The 16,197-nt window shown below is 65.2% G+C and carries 10 protein-coding genes; all 10 read left to right on the forward strand.

The genetic code is table 11. The annotated features are described in order from the left end of the window. The first annotated feature begins 1 nt into the window (after position 1). The 10 genes from recG (at position 2) to ACM0PY_RS08495 (ending at position 16,139) form a co-directional block, all read left to right on the forward strand. Positions 2 to 2,113, forward strand: a complete 2,112-nt coding sequence (recG, locus tag ACM0PY_RS08450) for an ATP-dependent DNA helicase RecG (RefSeq protein ID WP_180884791.1) — start codon at positions 2 to 4, stop codon at positions 2,111 to 2,113. Between the two features lie 415 nt (positions 2,114 to 2,528). Further along, on the forward strand, positions 2,529 to 3,467 hold the full coding sequence (locus ACM0PY_RS08455) for a nucleoside hydrolase (RefSeq protein WP_005418952.1): 939 nt from the start codon (positions 2,529 to 2,531) through the stop codon (positions 3,465 to 3,467). Between the two features lie 88 nt (positions 3,468 to 3,555). Next, positions 3,556 to 3,798 (forward strand): type B 50S ribosomal protein L31, encoded by a 243-nt coding sequence (locus tag ACM0PY_RS08460; RefSeq protein ID WP_005410871.1) that lies wholly within the window; start codon positions 3,556 to 3,558, stop codon positions 3,796 to 3,798. Positions 3,799 to 4,094: 296 nt separating this feature from the next. Then, the gene (locus tag ACM0PY_RS08465; RefSeq protein WP_061480588.1) at positions 4,095 to 5,372 is read left to right on the forward strand and encodes a citrate synthase; all 1,278 of its coding nucleotides are present in this window, start codon (positions 4,095 to 4,097) and stop codon (positions 5,370 to 5,372) included. Between the two features lie 318 nt (positions 5,373 to 5,690). After that, entirely contained in the window at positions 5,691 to 6,053 is a 363-nt protein-coding gene (locus tag ACM0PY_RS08470) for a NirD/YgiW/YdeI family stress tolerance protein (protein WP_134970377.1), read from the forward strand. 276 nt (positions 6,054 to 6,329) lie between these two features. After that, positions 6,330 to 6,827, forward strand: coding sequence for a CS1 type fimbrial major subunit (locus ACM0PY_RS08475; RefSeq protein WP_134970379.1), 498 nt, complete (start codon positions 6,330 to 6,332; stop codon positions 6,825 to 6,827). Between the two features lie 59 nt (positions 6,828 to 6,886). Next, positions 6,887 to 9,613, forward strand: a complete 2,727-nt coding sequence (locus ACM0PY_RS08480) for a TcfC E-set like domain-containing protein (RefSeq protein ID WP_180884793.1) — start codon at positions 6,887 to 6,889, stop codon at positions 9,611 to 9,613. Then, a complete protein-coding gene (locus ACM0PY_RS08485; RefSeq protein ID WP_180884795.1) occupies positions 9,610 to 10,743 on the forward strand; it encodes a CblD like pilus biogenesis initiator family protein in 1,134 nt (377 codons plus the stop codon). The genes ACM0PY_RS08480 and ACM0PY_RS08485 overlap by 4 nt, the downstream gene beginning before the upstream one ends. Before the next feature lie 18 nt (positions 10,744 to 10,761). Beyond that, positions 10,762 to 11,472, forward strand: coding sequence for a pilus assembly protein (locus tag ACM0PY_RS08490; RefSeq protein WP_065197144.1), 711 nt, complete (start codon positions 10,762 to 10,764; stop codon positions 11,470 to 11,472). 65 nt (positions 11,473 to 11,537) lie between these two features. Further along, a complete protein-coding gene (locus ACM0PY_RS08495) occupies positions 11,538 to 16,139 on the forward strand; it encodes an ESPR-type extended signal peptide-containing protein (protein ID WP_180884797.1) in 4,602 nt (1,533 codons plus the stop codon). The last annotated feature ends 58 nt before the right edge of the window (positions 16,140 to 16,197 follow it).

The following is a 16,197-nucleotide window of genomic DNA, read 5'->3' on the forward strand; positions in this document are numbered from 1 at the left end:
CGTGGCACGCAAGGCGGCGGTCACCCCGGTCCTGTCACCGTCCGGCGAAGCATCCCTGGCGATGCTCGCCGGCGTCGGTCCGGCCGTGGCCGCCAAGCTGCAGGCGCGTGGCCTGGCCACCCTGCAGGATCTCTGGCTTCACCTGCCGCTGCGCTATGAAGACCGGACCCGGCTGACCCGCATCGAAGACCTGCGCAACGGCGTGCCGGCGCAGGTGGAAGGGCGGGTGGTCGCGGTCGAGCGCGGCATGCGCTACCGGCCGATGCTGAAAGTGGCGGTGGAAGACGAAGGGCAGGGCACCTTGGTGCTGCGCTTTTTCCACTTCCGCCAGCAGCAGGTCGGGCAGTTCGCGGTCGGCACCCGGCTGCGCTGCTTCGGCACGCCCAAGCCCGGCCAGCTCGGCCTGGAAATCGTCCATCCCAGCTACCAGGTGCTGGGCCGCAACGACGATCCCGAACTCGGCGACCGCCTCGACCCGGTGTATCCCACCGTCGAAGGCGTCGGCCCGATGACCATGCGCAAGCTGATCGGCCAGGCGCTGGACCGCCTGCCCGAGGAGAGCACGCTGGAATTGCTGCCCAGCGGCTGGCTCGATGGCCTGGGCCTGCCTTCGCTGCGCAGCGCGCTGCTGACCGTGCACCGGCCACCGCCGGATGCCGATCTGGCCGCGTTGGCCGCCGGTACCCACCCGGCGCAGCGTCGCCTGGCGATGGAAGAACTGCTGGCCCATCACCTCAGCCTGCGGCGCCAGCGCATTGCCTTGCAGGCACACCATGCGCCGCCGCTGGCCGGTCCTGGCAAGCTGGCCAAGGCGCTGCTGAAGCAGCTGCCGTTCGCGCTGACCGGCGCGCAGGCACGCGTGTTCAAGCAGATCCGTGAAGACCTCGCGCGCCCCAGCCCGATGCTGCGGCTGGTGCAGGGCGACGTCGGCTCCGGCAAGACGGTGGTGGCCGCGCTGGCCGCCATGCTGGCGGTGGAGCAGGGCAAGCAGGTTGCGTTGGCCGCACCCACCGAACTGCTGGCCGAGCAGCACCTCAACAATCTGCGCGGCTGGCTGGAACCGCTCGGTGTGCGCATCGCCTGGCTGGCCGGCAAGGTCACCGGCAAGGCGCGCGCCAAGGTGATGGAGCAGGTCGCCAACGGCGAAGCACAGGTGGTGGTCGGTACCCACGCGCTGATGCAGGAGGCGGTGGTGTTCCAGGACCTGGCGCTGGCCATCGTCGACGAGCAGCACCGCTTCGGCGTGCACCAGCGCTTGGCCCTGCGCGACAAGGGCGCGGGCGGCAGCAGCGTGCCGCACCAGCTGGTGATGACCGCCACGCCGATTCCGCGCACGCTGGCGATGTCCGAGTACGCGGACCTGGATGTGTCGGCGATCGACGAACTGCCGCCGGGACGTACACCGGTGCAGACGGTCGCGCTCAACAATGATCGTCGCCCGGAACTGATCGAGCGCATCGCACTTGCCTGCCAGGAAGGGCGGCAGGTGTACTGGGTGTGTACGCTCATCGAGGAAAGCGAAGAGCTGGATGCCACCCCGGCGCAGGCCACCTACGAATCACTGCAGGCGCTGCTGCCCGGCGTGCGCGTCGGGCTGGTGCATGGCCGCCTCAAGGCCGCCGAGAAGCTGGCGACGATGGTGGCGTTCAAGGCCGGCGAGATCGACCTGCTGGTGGCGACCACGGTCATCGAAGTGGGTGTGGACGTGCCGAATGCTTCGTTGATGGTGATCGAGAACGCCGAGCGCCTCGGCCTGGCCCAGCTGCACCAGTTGCGTGGCCGCGTGGGTCGTGGTTCGGCGGTATCGCGCTGCGTGCTGCTGTACCAGGCCCCGCTCTCGCAGATGGCGCGCGAGCGCCTGCAGACCATGCGCGAAACCAACGATGGTTTCGTCATCGCCGAGAAGGACCTGGAACTGCGCGGCCCCGGCGAACTGCTCGGGACGCGCCAGACCGGCCTGGCCGGTTTCCGCATTGCCGACCTGGCCCGCGACGCTGGCCTGCTGCCCGGCGTGCATGAATTGGCCGAGCGCCTGTTGGCCCAGCAACCGGCCCTGGCTGATCGCGTGGTGCAGCGCTGGATCGGCACCGCGGTGCGTTACGCCTCGGCCTGATCCCTGTAGAGCCGAGCCCATGCTCGGCTGCCGTTCGCGCTGCGCGCGGGAGTCGAGCATGGCTCGACTCTACGGAAAGCCTTTTCGATTATTCCCATGTTCATCCAAGCATCGCGTGGATGTGTCGACCAAGGTCGACACCTACCAGCAGCGGTAGCGATCTGTCGAAGGCGGGATGGGTCCGGTTGCGGGGGCGTGAGCCGCATGGATGCGGCGACCGAGCTTACATGGACGTACTTGCAGCGTCCCCCGCAACCGGCCCCACCCCGCCATCGCTCAGGAAACCAGCTTTTGCCGTTGCCGTTGCTCCTGCCTCTGCGGGTGCAGGGCGCAGCCCTGCCAGAACCCCAACCCCCGTACTTGCAACGGTCATCATCCCGGTCCACACTTCGTTGCCGATCTGAAGACGGCAACGATGACCCACAAGATCCCCCTGTTGATCGACACCGATCCCGGTGTGGACGACGCCCTGGCCCTGCTGATGGCCTTTGCCGATGAACGGCACGACGTGGTCGCCCTGACCATCGCCGCCGGCAATGTCGGCCTCGAATACACCGTCCGCAACGCCCTCAAGCTCTGTGACATCGTCGGCCGCCCCGACGTACCGGTGTTTGCCGGCAGCCCGGATCCGCTGCTGCATCCCTCCGTTGACGCTGCCCACGTGCATGGCCGTGATGGCTACGGCGACGTGGACCTGCCGCCGCCGAGCCGCCAGGCCGAGGCCGAGCACGCTGCCCTGGCCATCCTGCGCCTGTCGCACGAACACGCCGGCGAACTGATGCTGGTGATGTTGGGCCCGCTGACCAATCTGGCGCTGGCACTGAAGCTGGACCCGACCCTGCCCCAGCGCATCAAGCGCATCGTGGTGATGGGCGGTGCGGTTACCTGCCACGGCAACATCACCCCGGCAGCCGAATTCAACATCGCGTTCGATCCGGAAGCCGCGCACGTGGTGTTCACCTCGTTCAAGCACCTGCTGGTGTCGGACTGGGAGGCCACCGTTGCCCACGGCCTGCCGCTGGAGGACGCCGAGAAATGGCTGCAGGCCGATTCCGATCGCGCCCGCTTCTACGAACTGATCTCGCGCAAGACCCGCGCGCTGTCGGAAGATGCCAAGGGCGGCCGCTGGTATACCGCCGATGCGGTGGCCATGGCGTGGGCGCTGAATCCGGAAGGGCAGCTGCAGGTCGAGTCGCGGCCGCTGAACGTCGAGCTGAATGGCACGTTCAGCCGCGGCGCCACCATCGTCGACTGGAACCGCCAGACCGGCCAGCCGGACAACTGCGATCTGCTGATGGCCTACGACCAGCAGCGTTTCGAGGCCCTGGTGCGCCAGGCCCTGGGCGCGGACTGACGTCCGTTGCCCCGCACCGGTTGCCCCGAGCGGCAACCGGTGCTTATAATGCCGCTCTTGACCACCAGCCCATTTACGGTGTGAGCCCATGAAGGCCGATATCCATCCGAACTACCGCGACGTCGTCTTCCATGACGTCACCTCCGATTTCAAGATCCTGACCCGCTCCACCATGGCGACGAAGGAAACCATCCAGTGGGAAGACGGCAACGAATACCCGCTGGTCAAGGTTGAAATTTCCTCGGCTTCGCACCCGTTCTACACGGGCAAGCACAAGGTCATCGACACCTCGGGCCGTATCGACAAGTTCCAGAAGCGCTACGCGCGCTGATCTGTCGATCCAGCTTCGAACCGACGGCCGCGCTCTGCGCGGCCGTTTGTTTTTCCCCAACGCCAACCCAACGGGCGTTTGGATGGACGGAACACTGCGTTCGTGTGACAACGCTTTTGCCGATCCGGGCCGCTCAACGGCCGGTGTCTGGCCGCCTGTCGTATACGACTTCCGTCTAGCACCCGACAAATGCTGCTGTGCGATAATGACGTGATCCCCGGCACAGGCCGAGGACGTCATTCACGTGCCTGACCAATGCGCTTGGGCAGGCGCCTTCCCATGAAGGAGCGCACACAGTGTCCGATCTTGATCAGGTCACGCTCAACGCCGGCGACAAGTCCGTCGTTCTGCCCGTCATCAAACCCACCCTTGGCAACGACTGCGTCGACATCGCGAAGCTGACCAAGGAAACGGGTTTCTTCACCTACGATTCCGGCTTCACCGCGACGGCCAGCTGCAAGTCCGCCATCACCTACATCGACGGCGACAAGGGCGTGCTGCTGTACCGCGGCTACCCGATCGAACAGCTGTCGGAAAAGTCGAGCTACGTCGAAGTGGCCTACCTGCTGATCAACGGCGAGCGCCCGAGCGCCGAGCAGCTGAAGGCCTTCACCGATGAGCTGACCGCCGAAGCCAACGTCGATGAGTCGATCAACACCCTGATCGGCAGCTTTGCCAAGGATGCCCACCCGATGGCGATCCTGGCGGCCGCGATCGCGCAGCTGTCGGCCATCTACCACGACTCGCTGGACCTGTCCGACGCCGAGCAGCGCCGCAAGGCCGCCGTGCGCCTGATCGCCAAGGTGCCGACCCTGTCGGCGCTGATCTACCGCCACGGCAAGGGCCTGCCGGCCAACAAGCCGGACACCTCGCTGGACTACGTCAGCCGCTTCCTGAAGCAGACCTTCGAGTCCGCTGACGGCCAGTACGACCTGAACCCGGACGTGGTGAAGGCACTGGACCTGCTGTTCATCCTGCATGCCGACCACGAGCAGAACGCCTCGACCTCGACCGTGCGCCTGGTCGGCTCGACCGGTGCCAACCCGTACGCGTCGGTCGCTGCGGGCGTCACCGCGCTGTGGGGTCCGGCCCACGGCGGTGCCAACGAAGCCGTGCTGAAGATGCTGGAAGAGATCGGCAGCGCCGACAACGTCGAGTCCGCCGTGGTCAAGGCCAAGGACAAGACCTCCGGCTTCCGCCTGATGGGCTTCGGCCACCGCGTCTACAAGAACTTCGACCCGCGCGCCAAGGTCATCGGCGAGATGACCAGCAAGGTGCTCAAGCAGCTGGGCGTGCAGGATCCGCTGCTGGACGTGGCCGTGAAGCTGGAACAGGCTGCGCTGCAGGACGAGTACTTCGTCGCCCGCAAGCTGTACCCGAACGTCGATTTCTACAGCGGCATCATCTACAAGGCGCTGCAGATCCCGACTGAAATGTTCACCGTCATGTTCGCCCTGGGCCGTACCTCCGGCTGGGTGTCGCATTGGCTGGAACAGCAGGTCGATCCGGAAATGAAGATCGGCCGTCCGCGCCAGGTCTACACCGGCAGCGACGTGCGCGACTACCAGGGCTGATCGCCCGCGAAGGTTGTGCTGAGAACGCCCCGCATCCGCGGGGCGTTTTTTTTGTCCTGATCGTCTTCGGCGGATGCCGACTGCGGAACGTTGGTCCGCACGATTCCCGGATGATCGGTGTAGAGCCCAGCCCATGCTCGGCTGCGCGGTGTGGACGGGCGCCAGCCGAGCATGGGCTCGGCTCTACAAGAGCCCGCTTCCGGATCTGAACGCGCTCTGACAATGAATGTCGCATTCACATCTTTTCGGATCTGTTGCATGGGTATCACGTCGAAGGCGATAGAACCTGTGCGTACTGACCCCTGTATGGAGAACGCCATGAACCGACTGCTCGCCCTCGCTTTCATCGCCACGCCGCTGGCCCTGCTGAGCCCGCAGGCCTTTGCGCAGTACACGGGGCCGGGGGCAGGGGCCGCTGCCAGCACCGTCGCTGACGCACGTGCGCAGCGCGATGACCATCCGGTGGTACTGCGTGGCACCCTCATCGCCAAGATTGGTGACGAGCGCTACCAGTTCCGTGATGCCAGCGGCCAGATCGAGGTCGAGATCGATGACGAAGACCTGCCGCCGCAGGCCATTGGCGCCGACACCGTGGTTGAACTGCGTGGCAAGGTCGACACGCATCGCTTCAAGCCCACCGACATCGATGTCGATCACGTCACCGTCGTGCCTGCAGGTTGAAGCGAACGGCAGCCGAGCATCGGCTCTACAAATTCAATGCAATGAGGTTTGTTGCATTGAACCGATGAGGGAAATTGCATAACCCTCAAACATTGAGCGAATTCAAGAATTCCCCTTAACGTTCAACGTTTTAGGAATGCTTGAATGGCCTGCATGGCAATGGATTTCTAACATTCTCTCCGTCGCCCGCACCCATCCCCGCGGGCGATGCTCCCCTCCCTTTTCTCCTTGGGGAGGGGAGCTTTCATATTCCCCCTTTGTCCGAGAGAGACAACCATGCACGCCATCATCAAGAAGGCCGCGCTCGCTGCAGCGCTGGCCACTGCTTCGCTGTCCGCGCACGCGCTGGAAACCAAGATCTCCGTCTATGCCGACGTCGACCCGACCCTGGCACTGCTGCGCGACGATGGCACCCCGCTGCCGGACACCGTGCAGCTGACCCACGATCCGCTGCGTGGCCTGCTGCCGTCGACGCAGCAGGTGCGCATCCATTCCAATGACGAAACCGCGGACATCGAGGTGCGCCTCGGCCATGATCCGGTGCTGACTAATGGTGCCACGCGCGTGCCGCTGGCCGTCAGCCTGAACACCGACGCGCTGACCACTGCGGTCACCGAGTTCAAGGCGGCTGACCTGTTCAACGGCGCCAGCTCGACGCCGGGTGCCTCCATCTCGATGCCCCTGACCATCGCCCAGGCGGGTGCCGGTGGCCCGCTTACGGTCAGCGGCCGCTATGAAGGCATGGTCTACATCGTCATGAACCAGAAGCCCTGATCCACGGCTTCCCGCGCCGGCCCGCACTCCGGGCCGGCCGCTACCCCAGCGTACCCCCCATGACCCCACACGCCCCCGCCGTTACCCGGCTGGCGGTCGCGCTCGCCCTGGCGTTGTCCACTCCGCTGGCGGCCGCGCGCGGCGTCCCGCCCGGTTTCGAAGATCTGGTCGAAGGACAGACCGAACAACTCGACATCCGGCTGTTCGGCCGCTCGGCCGGGCTGTCGCCGGTGCGCGTCACCCTGGAGCATGTGCAGCTGGAAGATCCCGCGCGCGTGCTGCAGGCACTGGACCTGTCCGCCGAGGCGCAGGCCGCGCTGCTGCCGGCGCTGTCGCAGCCGCTGCCACGCAACAGCCACCTGGCCTGCCGCTTCGGTGGCGCCGAGGCCGGTTGCGGCTATCTGGATCCCCCGGAAGATCCTGCCGCCGCGCGTGCGCTGTACGACGAAGGGGAGGGCGCTGTGCGCCTGTTCGTGGCCCGCCAGTGGATCGGTGGCGAGCCCGCCGCGGAACGCTTCCACGCGCTCAGCAGCAATGCCGAGAACGCTTTCCTGCACCAGCAGGTGCTCAACCTCACCGGTGGGCGCGACTACCAGTCGTTCAGTGCGCGCGGCACTGGCGTCCTCGGCCTGTTCCAGCGGGGCCATATTTCCGCCGACTGGTACTTCACCCAGCAGCGCTACCGCAGCAGCGGTGGCGATGCGCATTTCGAATTCGACAACGTCTATTACCGCCATGACCTGGGCCAGCAGTACTACCTGCAGGCCGGGCGCATGGACCGCCGCAACCTGTCCAGCCCACAGGGCGGCACCTTCGGTTTCAGCATGCTGCCGCTGGACCGCTTCGACGGTGCCCGCGTGGGCACCACCCAGGCTTACGTGGACAGCGATGCCGCCGTGCAGGCCTCGCCATTGACGGTCCTGCTCGCCCGCGATGCGCGCGTGGACGTGTTCGACGGCGAGCGCCTGCTGCAGACCTACTACCTGAAGGCCGGCATCAACCAGATCGATACCCGCAACTTCCCGTTCGGCAGCTACCTGGTGCGCATGCGCATCTACGAGGATGGCGTGCTGGTGCGTACCGAAGAGGCCCCCTTCGACAAGGGCGGCGACTGGACCGACAGCCAATGGCAGTGGTTCGTGCAGGGGGGCCGCCGCAACGAGCGGCGCAGCGATCGCTTCGACAGCGAACAGGTGGCGGTGGCCGGCATGCGCGTGCCATTGGCACGCGACCTGGCCGTTACCGCGGGCGTTGCCCATCTGGGCGGGCACAGCTATGGCGAACTGCGCGTCGACCTGCGCCGCGTGCTGGCCACGCAGGAAATGCGCGCAACGTTCAGCGGCATGCGCGGCAGCGATGGCAGCCACGGCCAGCAGCATCAGCTGTCATACCGGCGCAAGGCGTCCTGGAACATCTACCAGCAGCGCATGCGTGGCAAGGCCTGCCAGTTCGAGGCCGATGCACGGGACCGCCTGGGCTGCACCAACTCGCTCAGCGGATCGGTCTCGCTGCCGATCGCCGGTGGTACGGCGTACTTGGGGTATACCCGGCGCCAGACCTGGCGCACCGGTTGGAGCCGTCCTGGTGACGATGATCCGTTGGCGCCACTGGATCCGTTCCTGCCGCCGCAACCACTGCAACCGCACCGCGAGCCGCAGCTCAGCCGCACCTGGCAGGCCAGCTTCAGCCGCAGCCATCGTTGGCAGGATTTCAGCGTCTCCACGCGGCTGGGCCTGTGGCAGCAGCACAGCCACGACAGTGCCCGTGACACCCGCACGCGCGACCGTGGCATCTACCTCAACGTAAGCTTCACCCGCCTGCAGCGCAGCCATGTTGGCAACGGCCAGCGCCGCTATGCGGTGGACATGCGCCAGCCGCAGCACCAGCGGCCGGAGATCAACTACAGCGTCGGCCAGAGCTATCGCCAGGAGGTGGACGCGCAGTTGCGTGAGCTGACCTCCGAGCTGCGCGCCAACAACAACGACCGCTACAGCGCATCGCTGGGCGGGCAGCTGCAGAACCGCTACGGACAGACCGGCGCCACCGTGGCGTACTACCAGCAGCATGGCCGCAGCGAGACCGCTTACAGCGGCACGCACAGCTCCGCCTTCGCGCTGGGCCGGCGGGGGGCCTACTGGGGCGCAGGCAGCGGCGCTGATGCTGGGCTGGCGGTACAGGTAGCCGCCACCGATGACCTGGACCTTCAGGGCGTGGCGGCCGAACTGCAGGTGAGTGGCGCAGGCCGGCAACGGCTGCAGATCGGCGAGCGCCGGCTGCTGCCGTTGACCGCCTACCAGTCGCACCGGGCCGAACTGCAGGACGCCGGCATCGATACCAGCATGGCCGCCATCCGCGTGAGCGGCGTGGGCGGCGTGCGCCCGATGTTCCTGGCCCCGGGGCGGTTGATGCGCATGCCGGTGCCGATCGAAGTGACCTATACCTTCATCGGCACCGCCCGCACGCTTGCCGGCGCGCCGCTGGGCGGCGCCCGCATCCTCAACGCGCCGGTGCCCGGCACCAGCGCCAACGGCGGCTTCGTCGCCGACTTCCCGCGTCGCGAGACAACGCTCTACCTGCTGCAGGACGACCGCCTGCTGCACTGCCCGCTGCAGGTGCGCGAGCGCCGCCAGGTGGTGCTGCTGGTCGGTGCCGTGCACTGCGAACCGCTGGCCGTGGCCCAGCTGCCGGCGGAGATCCGCCAGCAGGCCCGCGTCACCCGGCTGCTGCAGGAACGCGCGCTGATTGCCGCCACACCCCAGACCGCTGCTGCAGGAGGAACGCCATGAGCCGGCGTGTGTTGTTCGTGTTGATGCTGGTGTGCGCGCTGGCCGTGCTGATGCCACGGGCGTGGGCGCAGTGGCCGCCGGAGACACATCCCACCGACCAGAGCCGGGACATCGTGATGACGTGGGACCGCTCGGCCGTGCCCGGTGACGTGGTGCTGTGGGCGCCGAGGACGGTGCTGGGGTTCAGTCATGACATGGCGATGAAGTACGGGCAGATCCATGTGGTGTGTGAGTCTGCTTCAGACAGTGAATTCGGTCGGTGCCCGACCGAAGGAGATTCATCGATAGTTAGCGGACCATCCGAAGTCGCTTTGCGGCTTGTAGAGATCCGGACCGGCCTGCAGGCAGAGCTTCGGCTGCTCGGAAGCCTTCAGAGAATACTGAGCGATTGGACTTGCAGCCCGGACTACTGGGACAGCAGTCAGCGGGCGCTCTATGAAGCCTTCTATTACACCTGTGGTATCGATCAGCCAATCGGTACGGGTGCGAGGCTTGCGCTTCCACCATCAGAACTGGCGCGCCTCGTCGCAGGTCACTGGAAGGCCACGATGCGCCTGAACATCAAGGCCGACCCCGCCGCAGCACCCGTCGCCACAGCCACCTTCAACTTCGACTTCACCGTCACCGACTACGACGCGATCTCGATCTACTTCCCAGCCTTCGACACCATTGCGCCGCTGGTCAACATGGACCTGCGCTACGACCCCATCAAGCAGATGGTGGGCGGCCGCAAGCAGCTGGAGATGTGCCTCTACGACGGCCTCGGCTCGCAGAGCGAGTTCCTCGGCGTCACCGTGCGCGACAGCGGGCCGCGCCCGCCACCCGGCAGCGACTTCGCGGTCTGGCACCGCGATGGTGGCAGCGACGACCGCCAGCGCCTGGACTACCACGTCAGCCTGAACTACGGCGGGCGCGATATCCGCATGCGGCATGGCGTGGAAGAACTGCTGCATGGCATCGACAGCGCCGAACTGCGCCTGGTGATGCTGCCCGGCATCAGCCAGCCGGTCTATTGCGTGCCCACGCCGCTGACATTGCTGACACCTCCCACCCCCGTCGCCAGCAAGCGCCCCGGTCTCTACGAGGGCGAGCTGACGGTGGAACTGCGCGTACCCACCGCCAAACCCTGATCCCACACGGAGCCTGCCATGAACAAACTGATCGTCTGGATGCTGCCGTTGAGTGCGCTGCTTGCGCCATCAGCACACGCCAACCTGTCCATCCATCCCATGCGAACCGCGATGGATGCCAAGCGGGGTGCGCAGATACGCGTCTACTCGCAGTCCACCCGCCCGCAGTATGTACAGGCCAGCCTGCGCCGCATCGACAACCCGGCAACGCCCCGCGAACAGGAGCAGGACATCGAGGTTGCCGATTCGGCCATTGCCATCACGCCCGGAAAGTTCGCGCTGTCAGGCGGTGGCAATCGCCTGATCCGGCTGATCCCCCTGCAGCCGGTGCAGAAGGAAACCGCATATCGCGTGTACTTCGAAGGTGTGCGCGGCCCGGAAGGCACTGAACTGGAAAGCAGCGACGACGCTGCGCACGCCGATGTCGGCGTCAGCCTGGTGTGGGGCGCGCTGGTGAACGTGGTGCCCGCCGATGGCGTGGTCGACCTGCAGGTGCGCGGCAACACGCTGCACAACAGCGGCACCCTGCGCGTGGGCATCGTCCATGCGGCCGAATGTACGGCCGCCGGCGTCTGCACGCCGCACGACCTCTCGCACAGCCTGTACCCGGACGCCGATTTCACCCTGCCGTTCCAACCGCAGCCGGGCAATTCGCTGCGCCTGCGCTACCGGCTTAGCCAGGACGGTTATCGCGAGCATGTCCAGGACGTGGCCATCCAGTCCAGCTGATCCCCCTCCCTGCGTCCCGCGCCTGGCGCGGGATGTTTTTCCACAAACTGTTAAGGAGAAAGACCATGAATCGAATCTATCGGCGTATCTGGAATGCAGCACGCCAGTGCTGGGTGGTAGCGAGCGAGCTGGCTGTCGCAAGGTGCTGTGGTGCTTCAAGAAGGAAGCTTGCGTTGCGGGTTGTTGCGCTTTCCGTATCCACGATTGGCGTTATGGACGCCGGCGCAGTCGAATTCCAAGGCTGCAACGTCTTTGATCTGGGTAAGCCCGAGCTCCGCTGCGCCCCGCATCTCGGCCAAACGGACGCGGCCCCTTATGCAAACGCCAAGTTGTCCACGTCCAAGGAGTATCTGATCATGGGCGGCGGGGCCTACAACGATGGATCGTGGAACGCCACCTTTGGTCACAAGGCCAAGGTGCTTGGCAACTACAACACTGCTCTCGGTCAGCAGGCATACATCAGTGGCGTGGACAGCGTTGCAGTTGGCTACAACGCCACCGCCCAGCTGGGGCACAGCACAGTGGTGGGTGCCAACGCCTATGGCAAGGGCATCGGGTCCACTGCCTTCGGAAACAAGGCGTCAGCCACGCGCCAGAACTCGATTGCCATCGGTAGTGGATCGCTCTCGCAGAGCGAGAATTCAGTGGCGATCGGTGCAAATTCGCTTGCCAGTGAAGTGAACACCGTCTCCGTCGGCAGTGACAAGGAGAAGCGGCGGATCGTCAACGTAGCCGATGGGCGGATCACCGCAGCCAGTACCGACGCCGTCACGGGAAAGCAGTTGTATGCGACCAACAGCAAGCTGGGTGCGGTCGAAGCAAACGTCGGCACCATGAAAAATGATCTGACAGCGGTTCGGACGCTTGCGCAGTCCGCCACCAATCGTATCGATGCCACCACCCTGGCACTGGGCAGGGGCGCGGTCGCAGAATCGGGGAGCTACGGCATCAGCACCGCCATCGGCAACAATGCCAAGGCCTACAACGGTCGCAGTGTCGCACTCGGATTCGATGCGCTGGCCGGCGTCGATGCGGAGGGCAACCGAGTGACCGGCCAGAACGCCGGCGTTTCCATCGGTGCAAACACGCGCAGCGCAAACGGCGCGGTCGCGACCGGCTTCCGGGCCATTGCCAGCGGGAACTTCTCCATTGCCGTAGGCGGTGACGCCAATGCGGCCGCCGAACATGCCACTGCAATGGGGTACCTGAGCAAGGCCACGGCAAAGCAGTCCACTGCGCTGGGGCGTGGCAGCGAGGCCAAGGCGCAGTTCGCCACTGCGCTGGGCAATCTTGCAGTGTCGGCCAACACCAGCGCCGTGGCACTGGGTGACCGGGCCAACGCCCGCCATGACAACGCGGTGGCACTGGGTGCCGGCTCTGTCACGGCGTCGGTCAACTCCGTTTCGGTGGGCAGCGCTACGCTCAAGCGCAAGATCCAGTACATTGCCGATGGCGCGGTCAGCAATGGCAGTACCGATGCCATCACCGGCAATCAGCTGTTCGCGACCAACCAGGCCGTGTCCACTGCGCAGAGCACGGCTACAAGCGCGCAGACGGCGGCTAATGCCGCAAAAGCCGATGCTGCCAAGGCACTGACCGAGACGACCGCGCTCGCCGGCCTGGTCTCCCAGACAGGCGCCACCGGCAATGTCCGCCTGGGTGGGAAGAACAGCGGCACCGTACTGGACGTGCGCAACAGCGCCAACGCCAGCCGGAAGGTTGCCGGTGTGGCGGATGGCACGGTAAGTGCCAGCAGCAATGAAGCGGTCAACGGCAAGCAGCTCAATGCCACCAATGTGCAGGTAGCTGCCGTGGAGAAGGCGGCTGCAGCTGCGCAGGCGGATGCCACGGTTGCGAAGGCAGATGCTGCCAAGGCGTTGGTCAGCACCACCGCGTTGGAAGGACTGGTCAGCCAGACCGCCGCCAACGGCAATGTCCGCCTGGGTGGGAAGAACAGCGGAACGGTGTTGGATGTGCGCAATAGTGCGAATGCGAGTCGAAAGCTGACTGGTGTGGCCGATGGTCTGGTCAATGCCAGCAGTTATGAAGCCGTCAACGGCAGGCAGCTCAATGCCACCAATGACAAGGTGGCGGCGGTGGAGAGCATTGCCAGGGCTGCGGGCACAGAGGCGGCGGCGGCAAAGACGGATGCAGCCAAGGCGTTGGTCGAAACCGCAGCGCTTGGCGGGCTTGTGGCACAAGTGTCTACGACCGGCAATGTGCGTCTGGGCGAAAGGAACAGCGGAACGACGTTGGATGTTCGCAATAGCGCCAATGCCAACCGGAAGATCAGTGGTGTGGCGGATGGCTTGCTGAGTACCAGCAGTACTGAGGCTGTATCTGGGAAGCAACTGCATTCAAGTAACTCACGGATCTCAGCTTTAGAAGGCGTGAGTCAATATCTGAGTATCGGCGTGGCCCCCATTAGTGAACCTGCTGAAGCTGGAGCGGGAGGGGTCGCTATCGGTAACTCGGCCAAAACCGGTGCTGAAAGTGGCACAGCTGTTGGGACGCGAGCCAGAGCAATGGGTAGGAATTCAACTGCGATTGGGCGAGGAGCTACCGTTTTCGAGGACTCCGAGAATGGCTTTGCAATGGGGGCTGGTGCGGAGGTGGGGGCTGCAGGTGGCGGAGCAAATGACGGTGTCGCTATTGGTGCGGGTGCAAAGATCGGAAGCGGAGCCCATGGTTCGCTGGCACTTGGAAGAGACGCACAGGCAAATGAAGCTGGAGTTGTATCCTTCGGCAACAGCGGTATGCAGCGTCGCCTCGTGAACATTGCTCGAGGTACTGTCGATCACAATGCCACTACCGTCTCCCAGCTCAAAGACTCCCTCGCTACCCTTGGCGGCGGAGCAGGCATGGACGCCAGCGGCAACATCATTGCCCCGAACTACTCAGTGCAGGGCGGAACGCAGAACACCGTTGAGGACGCGTTGATGGCGCTCGATGGCGCTGTCATCACCGCAGGCCGACGTGCGGACACGGTGGAGGGGCAGCTCAACTCGATCTTCCAGGATTCACCCTCGGCCCGTGGCGATGGCATGAACCAGATCGCGCTCAGTGGCGTGAACGGCATGGTGCTGACCAACTTGGCTGACGGACGAGTGGCGCCAGGAAGCCGTGATGCCGTGACCGGTAGCCAGTTGTACGCGGCAGAGCAGAAGATCTCGCAGAATCGAAATGATCTGGAGGCGATGCGCAAGGAGAGGGAGATGGGCCAGCAGGCAACGCGTGAACTGGAAGCGAGCGTAATCGACTACGGTGGTGCGCGCTTGACTGGTGTGGCCGACGGCTCGCTCTCCGTTGATAGTCGAGATGTAGTTAATGGGCGCCAGTTGTTTGAGGTGAGCAATCGCATATCCGAGATTGAGTATCAGGGACGTTTTCTGAAGATCAGTACAGATGAGCTAAGCAAAGATGCATTTGCTGGCTTCTTGGGCGTGGCAATAGGTGATTCCGCATACACCGGCTCTGATGGAGGCACGGCGCTTGGTGCCTATGCGACGGCGCTTGGCGTTAACTCTGTTGCCCTCGGTCGTGGCTCGGCGGTTTCAATCGACGCACCTAATGGTTTCGCCGTCGGTGCGGGATCTCAAGTGCACTCCGCACGAGGCATTGCGATCGGGCTTGGGGCAATGGTTGATTCAGATGCGACGGGTTCTTTGGCCCTTGGCGCCGGGTCCGCTGCTACGGAAGCTGGAGTTGCTTCATTCGGCAACCCCGCGGCGCAACGTCGCTTGATAAACATCGCCAACGGCACCGCCAACCACAACGCTGCCACCGTCGGTCAGCTGCGCGGCGCGCTGTCCGCGCTCGGCGGTGGGGTCGATGCCAACGGCAACATCGTCGGCCCCAGCTTCACCGTGCAGGGCCAGTCCCAGTCCACGCTCAATGGTGCATTGGAAGCGCTCGACGGCGCAGTGGTCAGCACCACATCGCGCGTGAACCAGGTCGAGTCCCAGCTGCGCAGCGTGTTCCAGGACACCCCCTCGGTCCGCGCCGACGGTCTCAACCAGCTCACCCTCGCCGGAACCCACGGCATGGTCATCTCCAACGTGGCCAATGGCCTGATCGCGGCTGGCAGTCGTGATGCAGTCAATGGCGGCCAGCTGCACTCGATGCAGCAGCAGCTCAACGGCCGCATGGACGGGCTGGAGCAGCGCATCGATGCGCCGCAGCCGCGGGCAATGGCCGTCGCTTCGGTGCCCGAACCAGAAGCACCGGTGCCGCAGGCCGAAGGCGGCCAGCAGGTAGCGTCGACAGGCGAAGGTGAGAAGCCCGCGCCGCAGCCGAAGTCGAAGAAGGACGACACGCCCAAGCCGCAGGTCGACACCGCTGAACTGGAGAAGATGCTGGCACGCGCCAACGAGTACACCGATGGCGCGATCAGCAACTTCGAGCGTCGCCTGGACAAGATGGACAAGCGCTTCAACCGCATGGCGGCGATGAGCAGCGCACAGACCGCGATGGCGATGAACACCGCGGGCCTGGCCACCTACAACCGCCTCGGTGCGGGCGTGGGCTACAGCGAGGGTGAGTCCGCGATGGCCGTGGGCTACCAGCGCGTGCTCAACGAGAAGGGCTCGGCCACCTTCAGCCTCAATGGTGCGTTCACCAACAGCGGTGAGCGCAGCATGGGCGTCGGCGTGGGCATCGGCTGGTAAGCCATGGAGCCCCGGCGTGACGCGCGTAATCCGCCCCGCCGCGCCGGGGTCCTTGCCG

Source organism: Stenotrophomonas sp. BR163, assembly GCF_047520985.2.
GTDB lineage: Bacteria > Pseudomonadota > Gammaproteobacteria > Xanthomonadales > Xanthomonadaceae > Stenotrophomonas > Stenotrophomonas sepilia.